The following is a 15,620-nucleotide window of genomic DNA, read 5'->3' as shown; positions in this document are numbered from 1 at the left end:
CATGAGTGCGGAGGCCACGAACCCTGCGACCCCTGGCCCGGTGGCGCCCACAGCGGCGGCGGCCACCACCCCCGCGGTGCCCCGGGCGGACCGCAGGAAGTCCCGGCCCCGGATCGACCTGCGCAGGCTCGGCCGGGCCGCGCTGCTCGGCCCGGCCGTCCGCGGCAAACTGCCCGACGCCATCAGCCATGTCGTGGAGGCGCACCGCGCCCACCACCCCGACGCGGACCTCGACCCGCTGCGCCGCGCCTACGTCCTCGCGGAGTCCTCGCACCGCGGCCAGATGCGCAAGAGCGGCGAGCCGTACATCACGCATCCCCTCGCCGTGACCCTGATCCTCGCCGAACTCGGCGCCGAGACCACGACGTTGACCGCCTCGCTGCTCCATGACACCGTCGAGGACACCGATGTGACCCTCGACCAGGTGCGGGAACAGTTCGGTGAGGAGGTTCGTTATCTGGTCGACGGCGTCACGAAACTGGAGAAGGTCGACTACGGAGCCGCCGCCGAGCCGGAGACCTTCCGCAAGATGCTCGTCGCCACCGGCAGCGACGTGCGCGTGATGTCGATCAAACTCGCCGACCGGCTGCACAACATGCGCACGCTCGGCGTGATGCGCCCCGAGAAGCAGGCGCGGATCGCCAAGGTCACCCGCGACGTCCTCATCCCGCTCGCCGAACGTCTCGGCGTGCAGGCCCTGAAGACCGAGCTGGAGGACCTGGTCTTCGCCATCCTCCACCCCGACGAGTACGAGCACACCCGCGAGCTCATCGCCGGGAACGCCGCCCGCCGGGGCGACCCGCTCGCCGAGGTCGCCGACGAGGTCCGCGGTGTGCTGCGCGAGGCCGACATCCAGGCCGAAGTCCTCATCCGCCCCCGGCACTTCGTCTCCGTCCACCGCGTGGCCCGCAAACGCGGGCGGCTGCGCGGCGCCGACTTCGGCCGGCTGCTCGTGCTCGTGCACGAGGACGCGGACTGTTACGGCGTCCTCGGCGAACTGCACACCTGTATGACGCCCGTCGTCTCGGAGTTCAAGGACTTCATCGCCGTACCGAAGTTCAACCTGTACCAGTCGCTGCACACCGCCGTCGCCCGGCCCGACGGCCAGGTCGTCGAAGTCCTCATCCGCACCCACCAGATGCACAAGGTCGCCGAGGCCGGCGTCGTCGCGCTCGGCAATCCCTACGCCCCCGCCTCCGAGGCCCCTGTCTCCGACAGCCCCCTCTCCGGCAGTCCGGCCGCCGACGCTCCCGCCGACGGCGAGCGCGCCGACCCCACCCGCCCCGGCTGGCTCTCCCGGCTCCTCGACTGGCAGCGGGCCGCCCCCGACCCCGACACCTTCTGGTCCACCCTGCGCGAAGACCTCGCCCAGGACCGCGAGATCACCGTCTTCCGCCCCGACGGCGGGACCCTCGGCCTGCCCGAGGGCGCCTCGTGCGTCGACGCGGCCTACGCGCAGTACGGCGAGGACGCCCACGCCTGCATCGGCGCCCGCGTCAACGGCCGCCTGGCCACGCTCAGTACGGTCCTGAAGGACGGCGACACCGTCCAGCTCCTCATGGGCCAGGACCCGGCCTCCGAGCCCTCCCGCGAATGGCTGGAGCACGCCCATACCCCGGCCGCCCGCATCGCCATCCAGCGCTGGCTCGCGGCGCACCCCGGCGGCGGCACCGGGTCCGGAACCGACGAGGCGACCGCACCGCGCCCCGATCCGGCCGACGGCACGGCAACCGCCGAGAGCACGGCGCCGGAGAGTACGGCCCGGGAGAGCGCTGCCCGTTCCCGGAGCGCGGACGTCCTCTCCGACCGGCCCGGAGCCACCGTACGGCTCGCCGGCTGCTGCACGCCCGTACCGCCCGACGAGATCACCGGCTTCGCCGTACGCGGGGGAGTGGTGACCGTCCACCGACTGGAATGCGCCACGGTGGCGCAGATGAAGAGCCGGGGGCGCGCGGAGATCGGTGTGCGCTGGGGCGACACGACCGAGATCCGGGTCACGCTCGTCGCTGAATCGTTCGGCCGCCCGCATCTGCTGGCCGACCTCACCGAGGCGATCTCCTCGACCGGCGCCGACATCGTCTCGGCGACCGTCGAACCGCCCACCCAGCAGCGGGTCCGGCACACCTACACGCTCCAACTCCCCGACGCCGCCCGCCTCCCGGCCCTGATGCGCGCCATGCGGGACGTGCCGGGGGTGTACGACGTGGCCCGCGCCCAACACCCGGGCCCGGCCTCCTGATCGGTACCGGGCGCACTCGCTCACGAGGCCGTCGGATCCCGGTCGGAAGGATCTGTCAGAGCGACGTGGGCGGAACCCGTTCGGGTGGGCCGGGCGCGAGTCGTCGTCGCGGGGCGGTGGCGCACTGGTAGCGGTGGTGCATGCTGCTCACCCCCCGCTCCCGGCATACGCCCCCGAGCTCCCGGCACCGCACGGCGGCCCTGCTCGCGTCCGCCGTCTCCGTCTGCCTCCTGGCTGCCGCGGCCCCGCCCGAGCCGCTGGGCATCGGCGACCGGCTCTTCCCGTACCTGGGCAACCCGGGCTACGACGTGACGTCGTACGACCTCTCCTTCACCTACTCAGGCAGAAACGACAAGCCGCTCGAAGCCGTCACCACCATCGACGCCCGGACCACCGCCGACCTGGAGCGCCTCAACCTCGACTTCGCGCACGGCACCGTCCGCTCCGTGGAGGTCGACGGGCACCGCGCGGACTTCGCCAAGGCAGGCGAGGACCTGGTCGTCACCCCGGACCATCCCCTGTCCCGGGGCAGATGGACCCGGATCACGGTGCGGCACACCAGCGACCCCGTGCCGGCCAAGGGCCAGGACGGCGGATGGGTGCGCACCGTCGACGGCCTCGCCATGGCGAACCAGGCCGACGCCGCCCACCTGGTCTTCCCGTGCAACGATCACCCGTCGGACAAGGCGATGTTCACCTTCCACGTGACCGCCCCGAACGGCTATGCCGTCGTCGCCAACGGTCTGCCCGAGGGCGCCGAGAAGGCAGGAAAGACGACCACCTGGACCTACCGCACCCGGCACCCCATGGCCACCGAGCTCGCCCAGGTGTCCATCGGCCGCTCCGCCGTCGTCCGCCGCGAGGGACCGGACGGGCTGCCGATGCGCGACGTCGTGCCCGCCGCCGACCGCAAGGCCCTCGAACCCTGGCTCGCGAAGACACCCGACCAGATCGCCTGGATGGAGAGCAAGGTCGGCCGGTTCCCGTTCGAGACCTACGGCGTGCTGATGGCGCAGGCCTCCACCGGGTTCGAGCTGGAGACACAGACCCTCTCGCTCTTCGAGAAGAATCTGTTCACCGACCCCGCCTACCCCAAGTGGTACATCGAGTCGATCATGGTGCACGAGCTGTCCCACCAGTGGTTCGGCGACAGCGTCAGCCCGCGCACCTGGTCCGACGTGTGGCTGAACGAGGGACACGCCACCTGGTACGAGGCGCTCTACGCCGACGAGACCGCGCACAAGCCGATGGAGAAGCGGATGAAGGCCGCGTACAGCGCCTCCGACCGCTGGCGCGAGTCCGGCGGTCCGCCCGCGCGCCCCAAGGCCCCCGCGCCCGGCCAGAAGATCAGCATCTTCCGGCCCAACATCTACGACGGCGCCGCGCTCGTGCTCTACGCCCTGCGCCAGGAGATCGGCCGCCCCGCCTTCGAACGGCTGGAGCGGGTCTGGGTGCGCGCGCACCGGGACTCCAGCGCCACCACCGCCGACTTCGTCCGGCTGGCCTCGACGATCTCCGGCCGTGACCTGAGCGGCTTCTTCCAGGCCTGGCTGTACGGCAAGAAGACCCCGCCGATGCCCGGCCACCCGGACTGGAAGCAGCAGGCCCCCGCCAAGGACCAGCAGGCACCGGCCAAGAAGCCCTCGGCTGCCGCCGGGAAGCCCTCGGCTCAGGCCGGGAAACCGTCGGCTCCGGCCAGGACCGCCGGGGCGGGGGGATCGCGAAGCGCGCGATAACACGGTGACGAGACGTGTCGCCTCGTGCGACCATCTTCGGGTCGGCGCGAGGCGGGACGGGAATCTCCCGGGGCGCTCGTACGTTGTCACGACGAGCGGCCCCGCAGGTCCGGCCGCCGCAGCGACGCCGCACCGGCCAACACCATCGACGTAAGGATCCAATGACCTCCTCTTCTTCCCCTTCCCAGGACACCAAGCGCCTCGCGCACGACTACCCCGAGGGCCTTCGGGCCGATGCCCTGATGGAAGAGGACGTCGCCTGGAGCCACGAGATCGACGGCGAGCGGGACGGTGACCAGTTCGACCGCTCCGAGCGCGCGGCCCTGCGGCGCGTCGCCGGCCTCTCCACAGAGCTGGAGGACGTCACCGAGGTCGAGTACCGCCAGCTCCGCCTGGAGCGGGTCGTGCTCGTCGGGGTGTGGACCACCGGCACCGCCCAGGACGCCGACAACTCCCTCGCGGAGCTGGCGGCCCTCGCCGAGACCGCGGGCGCGCTCGTGCTCGACGGCGTCATCCAGCGCCGCGATAAGCCCGACGCGGCCACCTACATCGGCTCCGGCAAGGCCCTGGAGCTGCGCGACATCGTCCTCGAAACGGGCGCGGACACGGTCATCTGCGACGGTGAGCTGAGCCCCGGCCAGCTGATCCAGCTGGAGGACGTCGTCAAGGTCAAGGTCATCGACCGTACGGCCCTGATCCTGGACATCTTCGCCCAGCACGCCAAGTCCCGGGAGGGCAAGGCGCAGGTCGCGCTCGCACAGATGCAGTACATGCTGCCGAGGCTGCGCGGCTGGGGTCAGTCGCTGTCCCGGCAGATGGGTGGCGGTCGCGGCGGCCTCGCCACGCGTGGTCCCGGTGAGACCAAGATCGAGACGGACCGGCGGCGGATCCGCGAGAAGATGGCGAAGATGCGCCGGGAGATCGCGGAGATGAAGACCGGCCGCGAGATCAAGCGCCAGGAGCGCCGGCGCAACAAGGTGCCGTCCGTCGCCATCGCGGGCTACACCAACGCCGGCAAGTCCTCCCTGCTCAACCGCCTCACCGGCGCCGGCGTCCTGGTCGAGAACGCCCTGTTCGCGACCCTGGACCCGACCGTCCGGCGCGCGGAGACCCCGAGCGGCCGCCTGTACACCCTGGCGGACACGGTCGGCTTCGTGCGCCACCTGCCGCACCACCTGGTCGAGGCGTTCCGCTCCACCATGGAGGAGGTCGGCGACTCCGACCTGATCCTGCACGTGGTGGACGGCTCGCATCCGGTACCGGAGGAGCAGCTCGCCGCCGTGCGCGAGGTCATCCGGGACGTCGGCGCCACCGACGTGCCCGAGATCGTCGTGATCAACAAGGCGGACGCGGCCGACCCGCTGGTCCTCCAGCGGCTGCTGCGCACCGAGAAGCACTCGATCGCCGTCTCGGCCCGCACCGGCCAGGGCATCGAGCAGCTGCTCGCCCTGATCGACGAAGAGCTGCCCCGCCCCTCGGTCGAGGTCGAGGCGCTCGTGCCGTACACCCACGGCAAGCTCGTCGCCCGCGCCCACACCGAGGGCGAGGTCATCTCCGAGGAACACACCGCGGAGGGCACCCTGATCAAGGTCCGGGTCCACGAGGAACTGGCGGCGGACCTGGCGCCGTACGCGCCGGTGCCGACGGTCTGACCGACGGCTGTGCGAAAGGCCCGCTCCCTCTTCAGGGGGCGGGCCTTTCCGCCCCTTCAGGGGCGCGGGGAACTGCTCCCCTGCGATCGATCGCCTACTGTCCGGCGAACTTCTTGCTGACGGACTCGTACACGCCCTTGGCCACCGGACCGAAGCGCGGCCCGGCCAGCCACCCCGACGTCACCGGGCCGATCGACGTGTTGGACACGAGCGCCGGCTTGCCGTCGGTGCCGGTCTCCACCCAGCCACCACCGGAGGAGCCCGCGGTCATCGTGCAGCCGATCCGGTACATCGTCGGGTCCGGCTTGCTGATGGACAGCCGGCCCGGCTTGTCCTTGCACTGGTACATCAGCTGACCGTCGAACGGCGCCGCCTCCGGGTAGCCCGTCGCGGTGATGCCGCTGACCTTCGGCACCGCCGGGGCGTTGAAGTTCACCGGCAGCGCGCCGCCGACCGTCTCCTCCAGCGACTTGGCGCCGCTGCCCTGCTCCGGCGTCACATGGATCACCGCGTAGTCGTACGAGGCACCGGTGCCACCGGTCTCGCCGCCCCCGTCGATCCACTGCTGCGAGGTCTGCGCCGCGTCGGCCCACCAGACGCCGTACGGCGCGATCTCGGACCGGCTGGCGTTCTGCAGCTGGTCGACCGACTTGCCGGAGTTGTTGTACGACGGCACGAAGGCCATGTTGCGGTACCAGCCGCCGTTCTTGCCGGCGTGCACACAGTGGCCCGCCGTCCAGACCAGGTTGGACTTGCCCGGGTGCGCCGGGTCCTCCACCACCGTGCCCGAGCACACCATGTGGCCCTCGGGGGAGTCGAAGAACACCTTGCCCGAGGCGGCCGCGTTGACGTGGTACGGCGTCGCCACCGCCTGTGCCTTCACCGGCTGCGGGGTCGGGTCCGTCACGCCCTGGTCACCGGAGATGTCGTTGTCGTTCACGCCTTTGTTGGGGTCGTTGGCGTGCCGCATCCGGTTCGGGTCCCACAGGCCCTTGATGATCGGGTTGACGAAGTCGTTGGCCTCGCGCAGCCACTCCTTCTTGTCCCAGTTCTTCCAGGCGCCGTTCTTCCACTTGTCGATGTCGATCCCGTGCTCTTTGAGCTTCTGCTTCAGGTCGTCCGGGATCTTGATCGTGCCGTCGCCGGCCGCGGCCGCGGAGGCGCTCGGCTTGCTGTCGGCGTTGTCGTCGCCGTTGCAGGCGGTGGCGGTCATCGCCAGCGCCGAGACGAGGGCGACCGCCGCGAGCGAGGTGGAGGTACGGCGGGTACCCCTCCCCTGCCGAACGGTGAACGACGGCCGTATGGATCGCATGCTCTTGACTCCCCGTGTGGTGAAGGAACTCGGCGCTGTCGCCGTGCCGCCGACGTCGAACTCATGAGGAGTTCATGCCGGTCTCACGACGTTCTTGGAACGGCGACCCACACTATGCGGTCGCTGTGGGGGAGTTCCGACGGAACGGCAACGGTTCGGCCACAAGCCGTCTGACCTGGCCGGTCCGACAGGGGCGCACCGATGTGACGTCCACTCACCCCGCGCGCCTCCCGCACCGCCCTTCGCTCCCCGCTCACTTGGCAATGTTCTTCCCGTAACCCGTAACCCGCCGACCGGTCCGGGGTTGTAGCGGTGGGGGGCCTGCTGCCCGTGTGACGGTCCCCGCGGATCAACTCGCGTCTGAACAGCGGGGAGGACAGCCAGTCGTGGCCGTTACGGAGTCGATGGCTTCAGGTGCGCACGAGGAAGCGCGTGGTGTGCACGAGGGCATCCTCAGACGCCAGTCGGCACGCGAGTCCTCGGCGCGCACCTATGCCCGGGCCCTGCCCATCGTGCCCGTCCGGGCGCGCGGGCTCACCATCGAGGGCGCCGACGGCCGCCGCTACCTGGACTGCCTCTCCGGCGCCGGCACCCTCGCCCTCGGCCACAACCACCCGGTCGTGCTGGAGGCCATCCGCAAGGTCCTCGACTCCGGTGCCCCCCTGTCCGTCCTCGACCTGGCGACCCCCGTCAAGGACGCCTTCATCACCGAGCTGTTCCGCACCCTCCCGCCCGGCCTCGCCGACCGGGCCCGCGTGCAGTTCTGCGGACCGGCCGGCACCGACGCCGTCGAGGCCGCGCTGAAACTGGTCCGGGCCGCCACCGGCCGTACCGGCATCCTCGCCTTCGCCGGCGCCTATCACGGCATGACCGCCGGCGCCCTGGCCGCCTCCGGCGGCGCCCGCGACGTCCAGGTCGCCCGGCTGCCCTACCCGCAGGACTACCGCTGCCCCTTCGGCGTCGGCGGCCCGTCCGGCGCCGAGCTCGCCGCCCGCTGGACCGAGTCCCTCCTCGACGACCCCAAGTCCGGCGTACCGCTGCCCGCCGGCATGATCCTCGAACCCGTCCAGGGCGAGGGCGGGGTGATCCCCGCGCCGGACGCCTGGCTGCGCCGCATGCGGCAGATCACGGCGGACCGCTCCGTCCCGCTGATCGTGGACGAGATCCAGACCGGCGTCGGCCGCACGGGCGCCTTCTGGGCCGTCGGCCACAGCGGCATCACCCCCGACGTCATGGTCCTGTCCAAAGCCATCGGCGGCAGCCTCCCGCTGGCCGTGATCGTCTACCGCGACGACCTCGATGTCTGGGAACCCGGCGCCCACGCGGGCACCTTCCGCGGCAACCAGCTCGCCATGGCCGCGGGCACAGCGACCCTCGCCCACGTCCGCGAGAACGGCCTCGCCGCGCGGGCCGCCGACCTCGGCTCCCGCATGCTGAGCCAACTCGCGGAACTCCCCGGCCAGTTCGCCTGCGTCGGCGAGGTGCGCGGACGCGGACTGATGATCGGGGTCGAGCTGGTCCACCCGGACGACGCCGCCCCCGCGCACACCGGCCATGCCCTCACGCCGAGCGGCGATGCCCGGGTGTCCGGCGCCGACGTCCCCGCACCGGACGGTCACGTTCCCGCGCCGGGCGGCCCCGTTCCCGGGCCCAGCGGCTGCGGACCCGCGCAGGAACGCCACGGATCCGCCCCCGGCGACCGAGCCCCCGTGCCCGGAGGTCCGGAGCCCGAGCCCACCGGTCCGGCACCCGTCGGCCCAGGACCGGCCCCCACGCCGTGTCCGGCGGCTCCCGAACTCGCCGCGGCCGTGCAACGAGAGTGCCTCCAGCGCGGACTGATCGTCGAACTCGGCGGCCGGCACTCGGCGGTGGTCCGGCTGCTGCCTCCGCTGACGATCAGTGACGAGCAGGCGGCGGCCGTACTGGACCGCCTGGCCGACGCCGTCGCCGCGGTGGCCCGCCGACACGAGGAGTACGGCCCCCGCAGACCCTCCCGGCACGGCCGGCCCCCAGGCCCCGCCCGGCGCGTCGGCTGACCCCGCACCGCCCGGCCGCTCCCCTCCCAGCGCCGCGAGTCCACGGCGTCACGAGACCACGCGCCGCCGAGGCGGCCGCGGGCCACCGGAGAACGGCGACCGAGCGCCCACACGAGCCCCGCACCCCTCCAGCCGGCCCCGAGGAGCCGTCATGAACGCCACCCCCACTCCCGACGGCAGCTCCGGCTCTCCCGACGACCAGGGCGACTCCGGCGCCACGCCCTCGCCCGTCCCGCTCGCCGAGTCGGTCCCGCAGCAGAAGCGGCGCATCGCGGATCTCACCCGTGTGACAGAACCCGGCGCCGACCTGCTGGAGGATCCCGACCCACGCACCGCGGCCCAGTGCGCCGCCACGGAGAACCTCCTGCGCTGCTGGGTACGCGAGACCGACCTCGCGGCGCCCACCGGCGGCACCCTTCGCCTTCCACTCCCCGCCAGCGGCACCTCCCTTCTCGTACCGGTCCGCTACTGGTCCCCGACGGGCTGGCACCGTTTCGGCCCGCCCCGCTTCCTCCACGCACCCGAGTCCGCCCCTCCCGTCGACGCCGTCACCCTGGCCGCGCTGCTCACCCGGGAGACACCCACCACCCCGTCCGCGACACCTGGCGCCCCGCCCACCAGGACGGGTACCTCGGCCTCGGGGCCCGCCGCTCCGGGCTCGGCGCCCGGCGCCCCCGCTTCCGCGGACCGCCGGGGCGACGACAGCGACCTCGTGGCCAGAGTCGCGGACTCACTGCGCCACACCGCGACCTTCATCCGAGACCGGCGCGAGCACGCCGCCGAAGTCCCCGACCGCTTCCTCGACGCCGAGCAGGCGCTTCTCCTCGGCCATCCCCTGCACCCGACCCCCAAGAGCCGTGAAGGCCTGACAGAGGCCGAAGCCCGGCTGTACTCACCGGAGTTGCACGGCTCCTTCCCGCTGCACTGGATGGCTGTCGCCCCCTCTCTCCTCGCTGCCGACTCAGCCTGGACCGAGCGCGGCCGCCCCGTCCCCGCCGACCACCTCACCCGCCGTATCGCCGGACCCGAACTCCCCCTGCCCGACGCGTACATCGCCCTGCCGATGCACCCGTGGCAGGCTCGCGAGGTGCGCCACCGCGCGCCCGTCGCCGCCCTGCTGGACTCCGGACTCCTGCGCGACCTCGGCCCCTTCGGCGCTCCCTGGCACCCCACCTCCTCCGTGCGTACCGTCCACAAACCCGGCGCCCCCGCGATGCTCAAGCTGTCGCTGGGCCTGCGCATCACCAACTCCCGCCGCGAGAACCTGCGCAAGGAACTCCACCGCGGAGTCGAGGTGCACCGGCTGCTGCGCACCGGCCTGGCCCGCCAGTGGCAGGCGGTCCACCCCCGCTTCGACATCGTCCGAGACCCGGCCTGGCTGGGCATCGACGATCCGGACGGACGTCCCGTGCCCGGACTCGACGTGATGATCCGGCACAACCCGTTCGCCCCGGCCGACGACGTCGGCTGCGTCGCCGGACTCGTCTCGCCCCGCCCCCTCACCGAGCCCGGCGCCACCGACCCGGCGCCGTGCACCGCCAGGCCGATGCGGTCCCGGCTGGCCCGGCTCGTGGCACAGCTCGCCGCGCGCACCGGCCGTCCCGTCGGAGCTGTCGCCGCGGAGTGGTTCCTCCGGTACCTGGAGCAGGTCGTCCGGCCCGTGCTCTGGCTGGACGGCGAGGCCGGCATCGCCCTTGAGGCCCACCAGCAGAACACCGTGCTCCTGCTCGACGGCGACGGCTGGCCGGCCGGCGGCCGCTACCGCGACAACCAGGGCTACTACTTCCGCGAGTCCCGGCGGGCCGAACTGGAAGCCCGGCTGCCCGGCATCGGCAGGCGCAGCGACACCTTCGTCTCCGACGAGGTCATCGACGAACGCTTCGTCTACTACCTCGCCGTCAACAACGTGCTGGGTCTGATCGGGGCGTTCGGCTCCCAGCGCCTCGCCGACGAGCGCCTGCTCCTCGCCGCCTTCCGCCGTTTCCTCACCGACCTCGCCTCGGGTCTCGCCGCCCTGCGTACCTCCCTGCCCCGCCGCTTGCTCGACTCACCCGTCCTGCGATGCAAGGCCAACCTGCTGACCCGGCTGCACGGCCTGGACGAACTCGTCGGCCCGGTCGACACCCAGTCCGTCTACGTCACCCTCACCAACCCCCTTCATTCCTGAGTCGACCCGACCCGCCGAACCCGAGCACGCCGCACCGCCCGACCGCACTTCCGAGGAACATGACCCACCTCGTCTCCTGAGAGGAGCGCACCGTGCCTCCCACCGACGCGAACGCCGGCAGCAGCCCCAGCCCGGTCCATCGGGGTCCCGACGGCCCCCGAGCGAACGGCGCGGGCAGCCGGGACGCACCGTTCGCCGGGTTCACCATCCAGGCCGACGACGAGGACGGCGAGGACACGCTGGACCTCCATCTGCCCGCCGACTTCCTCGCCCGGTTCGTCGGAGGGGCGGCCTACCTCCTCGACCAACTCCCCACGTGGGGGCCGGTCGTCACCCCCGTCGGCTCCTTCCGCCTCGTGCCCGTCCGTGTCGAGGACGACCTGCCGCTCGTGCACCGCTGGATGAACGACCCCGACATCGCCCGGTTCTGGGAGCTGGCCGGGCCCCGGAGCCGGACCGAGGAGCACCTGCGGGCCCAGCTCGACGGCGACGGACGGAGCGTGCCCTGTCTCGGTCTGCTGGACGGCACGGCGATGAGCTATTGGGAGATCTATCGGGCGGACCTGGATCCACTGGCCCGCCACTACCCGGCCCGTCCGCACGACACCGGGATCCATCTCCTCGTGGGCGGGGCCGCGGATCGGGGGAGGGGGTTGGGCTCCACGCTGCTGCGGGCCGTGGCGGACCTCGTCCTCGACCGGCGCCCGGCATGCGCCCGCGTCGTAGCGGAACCCGATCTTCATAACGCCCCCTCCGTCGCAGCGTTCCTGAGCGCCGGATTCCGGTTCGCGGCCGAGGTCGACCTGCCCGGTAAGCGGGCCGCCCTCATGATCCGGGACCGGGTCCTGCGTGATGTTCTGTAGCGCTGAGTGATTGCGCGGTCACAGATGGAACGTCTGTCCGGGCCGACGGGGTTCCCGCTCGACCGGAGAATTTTCGAGAAAGCCGTGAAGCCCGAGAAGACCGAGGAACACGAGGCACCGAGGAGCTTCGCAGAACCGAGGATCCTCGGTGGAGCGAGGAACCTCGTCGGGCCGAGGCGCCCCGTCAGGCCGAGGATTCCCGGAATCCGTGTCCGATCGCTGCCCCCACCGCACCCAGGAGCCCCGCCGTGCCCCCGTCCCCCGATCCCGCTGTGATCGCCCGTTTGTCAGTGCCGGGCCGTAGGGTGGTCGGGCTATGACGAAGCCCTCCCTCCCCGAACTCCTGCATGCCGCTGTCACCGCCGTCGGCGGCACGGAGCGCCCCGGCCAGGTGACCATGGCCGAATCGGTCGCCGAGGCGATCGACGACGGATCCCACCTGCTGGTCCAGGCCGGCACCGGCACCGGAAAGTCGCTGGGCTATCTCGTGCCCGCGCTCGCGCACGGGGATCGGGTGGTCGTTGCGACGGCCACGCTCGCGCTTCAGCGGCAGCTCGTGGAGCGCGACCTGCCGCGCACGGTCGACGCCCTGCACTCGCTGCTGCGCCGCCGCCCGGAGTTCGCGATGCTGAAGGGCCGGTCGAACTACCTGTGCCTGCACCGGCTGCGCGAGGGCATGCCGCAGGACGAGGAGGAGGGCCTCTTCGACCAGTTCGAGGCCGCCGCGCCCACGAGCAAGCTGGGCCAGGACCTGCTGCGGTTGCGCGACTGGGCGGACGAGACCGAGAGCGGCGACCGGGACGATCTCACCCCGGGTGTCTCGGACCGCGCCTGGGCGCAGGTGTCGGTGTCGTCCCGGGAGTGCCTGGGTGCGACGAAGTGCGCCTACGGCGCCGAGTGCTTCGCGGAGATGGCCCGTGAGCGCGCCAAGCTCGCCGAGGTCGTGGTCACGAACCACGCCCTGCTCGCCATCGACGCCATCGAGGGCGCCCCGGTGCTGCCCCAGCACGAGGTGCTGATCGTGGACGAGGCCCATGAGCTCGTCTCCCGTGTCACCGGCGTCGCCACGGGCGAGCTCACCGCCGGCCAGGTCAACCGCGCGGTGCGCCGCGCCGCCAAGCTCGTCAACGAGAAGGCCGCCGACCAGCTCCAGACCGCCGCGGAGGGTTTCGAGCGGCTGATGGAGCTGGCCCTGCCGGCCCGCCTTGAGGAGATCCCGGAAGACCTCGGCTACGCCCTGATGGCGCTGCGGGACGCCGCCCGCACGGTCATCTCCGCGATCGGCGCGACGCGCGACAAGTCGGTCCAGGACGAGGACGCGGTCCGCAAGCAGGCGCTGGCCTCGGTGGAGGCGGTGCACGACGTGGCGGAGCGCGTGCTGAACGGCTCGGAGTGGGACGTCGTCTGGTACGAACGGCACGACCGCTTCGGAGCATCGCTGCGGATCGCGCCCATGTCCGTCTCGGGCCTGCTCCGGGAGAAACTCTTCACGGACCGCTCCGTGGTCCTCACCTCCGCGACCCTCAAGCTGGGCGGGGACTTCAACGGGGTCGGCGCCTCCCTGGGCCTCGGCCCTGAAGGGACGGAGGGCGAGGACCTGCCGAAGTGGAAGGGCGTCGACGTCGGCTCCCCCTTCGACTACCCCAAGCAGGGCATCCTCTACGTCGCCAAACACCTGTCGCGCCCGGCGCGCGACGGCGAGCGCTCCGACATGCTCGACGAGCTGACGGAACTCATCCAGGCGGCCGGTGGCCGCACCCTCGGTCTGTTCTCGTCCATGCGGGCCGCCCAGCTCGCCGCCGAGGAGCTGCGCTCGCGGATTCCGGAGTTCCCGATCCTGCTCCAGGGCGAGGAGACCCTCGGCGAGCTGATCAAGAACTTCGCGGCCGACCCGAAGACATGCCTGTTCGGCACGCTGTCGCTCTGGCAGGGCGTCGATGTCCCGGGCCCCAGTTGTCAGCTGGTCGTCATGGACAAGATCCCGTTCCCGCGCCCTGACGACCCGCTGGTGAGCGCCCGGCAGAAGGCGGTCGAGGACGCGGGCGGAAACGGCTTCATGGCGGTGGCCGCCACCCATGCGGCCCTGCTCATGGCTCAGGGAGCGGGCCGGCTCGTCCGTGCGTCGGGAGACCGCGGCGTGGTCGCCGTACTCGACCAGCGACTGGCCACCGCGCGCTACGGCGGCTATCTCAAGGCGTCACTGCCGGACTTCTGGTACACCACGGACCGGAACCAGGTGCGCAAGTCCCTCGCGGCGATCGACGCGGCGGCGAACCGGACCGAGGCGGCGCAGATGGAGTCGGCCGAGGCGTCGTAAGAGCCGTGACGTCGTAGGAGCCGTAAGAGGCGGGAGTGGATCGCGGGGGTAGCCTGACCGGCGCCGGTCAGGCTACCCCCGCGATCCCGAGGCGCCGGAGCCACCCCGGAGCAGGTGGACACAGCAGGGCCCCGGAACCGGCGCAGGGGTTCCGGGGCCCGGTCAGGGAGCGAACCGGCCGAGAGGCCTGTCCGCCGCAGACGTCACACGCGTCGCAGCACCGCGACGACCTTTCCCAGGATGGTCGCGTCGTCGCCGGGGATCGGCTCGTAGGCCGCGTTGTGCGGGAGGAGCCAGACGTGGCCGTCCTCGCGCTTGAAGCGCTTGACGGTGGCCTCGCCCTCAAGCATGGCCGCCACGATGTCGCCGTTCTCGGCGACGGGCTGACGGCGCACCGTGACCCAGTCGCCGTCACAGATCGCGGCCTCGATCATGGAGTCGCCGACGACCTTGAGGACGAACAGCTCACCGTCACCGACGAGCTGGCGGGGGAGAGGGAAGACGTCCTCGACGGACTCCTCCGCGAGGATGGGCCCACCGGCGGCGATACGGCCTACCAGCGGGACGTACGACGCGGCGGGCTTGCCGGCGGTGTCCGTGGGCTGCACCGTCATGGCCTGGTCGGAGCCGCGGACCTCGTACGCGCGGGGGCGGTGGGGGTCGCGGCGCAGGAAGCCCTTGCGCTCCAGCGCCATCAGCTGATGGGCGACGGACGAGGTGCTGGAGAGGCCGACGGCCTGACCGATCTCGCGCATCGACGGCGGATAGCCGCGGCGCTGCACGGAATCCCGGATGACTTCGATCACGCGGCGTTGCCGGTCCGTGAGCCCGGAACTGTCCGCCCGGATTCCTGGAGGTCGGCCCGGCAAGGAGCGCTTGTGCTCGGGATTCGTGGCTTCGTTCATGGCGTGTACTGGCTCGACTCGGCCCTGGGAGCGGTCCTGGGCGGTGATGATGGCGCTGTCTGCGGTGGTGGTCACGGCGGCCCCTCTCGATGGTCTCCCTGCTGGACAACGGTAGTTGCTTTCGAAAGGTTGCGCCAAACACACGTTCGAGTGAAAAAGTGCGATTCGCGTGACGTGATCATGTGTCTGGGTGTATCGCTGACGCGCTACCTGTCGGGCAAAAGCGCCCATTGTTGTACTCTTCACCGCCGGGGTCGCCGACCTCGTGGATCGTGTCCTCAGTCTGCCATCCGGAACCCGGCCGCCCGGGTTCCGGGCTCCTTCTGCTCCGGAGTCCCACGCGTCCTCCGTGCGGCGCCCACGGTATCTCCGTAAGTGCCGCGACGGGTGCGG

Annotated in this window: 9 protein-coding genes; 7 read left to right on the top strand and 2 right to left on the bottom strand. The window is 71.9% G+C overall.

All coding sequences use genetic code 11. The annotated features are described in order from the left end of the window. Position 1: 1 nt before the first annotated feature. From ACFC8N_RS06630 to hflX, 3 genes are all read left to right on the top strand, one after another. Complete coding sequence (locus tag ACFC8N_RS06630) at positions 2 to 2,239, top strand: RelA/SpoT family protein (protein ID WP_376287028.1); 2,238 nt, start codon at positions 2 to 4, stop codon at positions 2,237 to 2,239. 140 nt (positions 2,240 to 2,379) lie between these two features. After that, on the top strand, positions 2,380 to 3,975 hold the full coding sequence (locus ACFC8N_RS06625; RefSeq protein ID WP_376287025.1) for a M1 family metallopeptidase: 1,596 nt from the start codon (positions 2,380 to 2,382) through the stop codon (positions 3,973 to 3,975). A gap of 161 nt (positions 3,976 to 4,136) precedes the next feature. Next, positions 4,137 to 5,627 carry a GTPase HflX gene (gene hflX / locus ACFC8N_RS06620; RefSeq protein ID WP_356033669.1) on the top strand — a complete coding sequence of 497 codons (1,491 nt, stop codon included), beginning with the start codon at positions 4,137 to 4,139 and terminating at the stop codon, positions 5,625 to 5,627. 94 nt (positions 5,628 to 5,721) lie between these two features. On the opposite strand, the gene ACFC8N_RS06615 is transcribed toward hflX, so the two are convergent. Beyond that, positions 5,722 to 6,939 carry a hypothetical protein gene (locus ACFC8N_RS06615; RefSeq protein ID WP_356033671.1) on the bottom strand — a complete coding sequence of 406 codons (1,218 nt, stop codon included), beginning with the start codon at positions 6,937 to 6,939 and terminating at the stop codon, positions 5,722 to 5,724. Positions 6,940 to 7,343: 404 nt separating this feature from the next. Here ACFC8N_RS06615 and ACFC8N_RS06610 point away from each other — a divergent pair, with 404 nt between their 5' ends. The 4 genes from ACFC8N_RS06610 (at position 7,344) to ACFC8N_RS06595 (ending at position 14,322) form a co-directional block, all read left to right on the top strand. Beyond that, entirely contained in the window at positions 7,344 to 8,975 is a 1,632-nt protein-coding gene (locus ACFC8N_RS06610) for a diaminobutyrate--2-oxoglutarate transaminase family protein (protein ID WP_356033673.1), read from the top strand. Positions 8,976 to 9,126: 151 nt separating this feature from the next. Next, entirely contained in the window at positions 9,127 to 11,142 is a 2,016-nt protein-coding gene (locus tag ACFC8N_RS06605) for an IucA/IucC family protein (RefSeq protein ID WP_376287020.1), read from the top strand. Positions 11,143 to 11,234: 92 nt separating this feature from the next. Beyond that, positions 11,235 to 12,005, top strand: coding sequence for a GNAT family N-acetyltransferase (locus tag ACFC8N_RS06600; protein WP_356033677.1), 771 nt, complete (start codon positions 11,235 to 11,237; stop codon positions 12,003 to 12,005). Between the two features lie 316 nt (positions 12,006 to 12,321). Then, positions 12,322 to 14,322: an ATP-dependent DNA helicase gene (locus ACFC8N_RS06595; protein WP_376287016.1), complete on the top strand. Its 2,001-nt coding sequence runs from the start codon at positions 12,322 to 12,324 to the stop codon at positions 14,320 to 14,322. A gap of 203 nt (positions 14,323 to 14,525) precedes the next feature. Here the strand turns inward: ACFC8N_RS06595 and lexA are convergent, their stop codons facing one another. Further along, the gene (gene lexA / locus ACFC8N_RS06590) at positions 14,526 to 15,302 is read right to left on the bottom strand and encodes a transcriptional repressor LexA (protein WP_356021373.1); all 777 of its coding nucleotides are present in this window, start codon (positions 15,300 to 15,302) and stop codon (positions 14,526 to 14,528) included. Positions 15,303 to 15,620 lie beyond the last annotated feature (318 nt).

It is taken from the genome of Streptomyces sp. NPDC055966 (assembly GCF_042269865.1).
Lineage (GTDB): Bacteria > Actinomycetota > Actinomycetes > Streptomycetales > Streptomycetaceae > Streptomyces.
The sequence above is the reverse complement of the archived record's forward strand: the minus strand, read 5'-3'. Positions and strand labels throughout refer to the sequence as shown.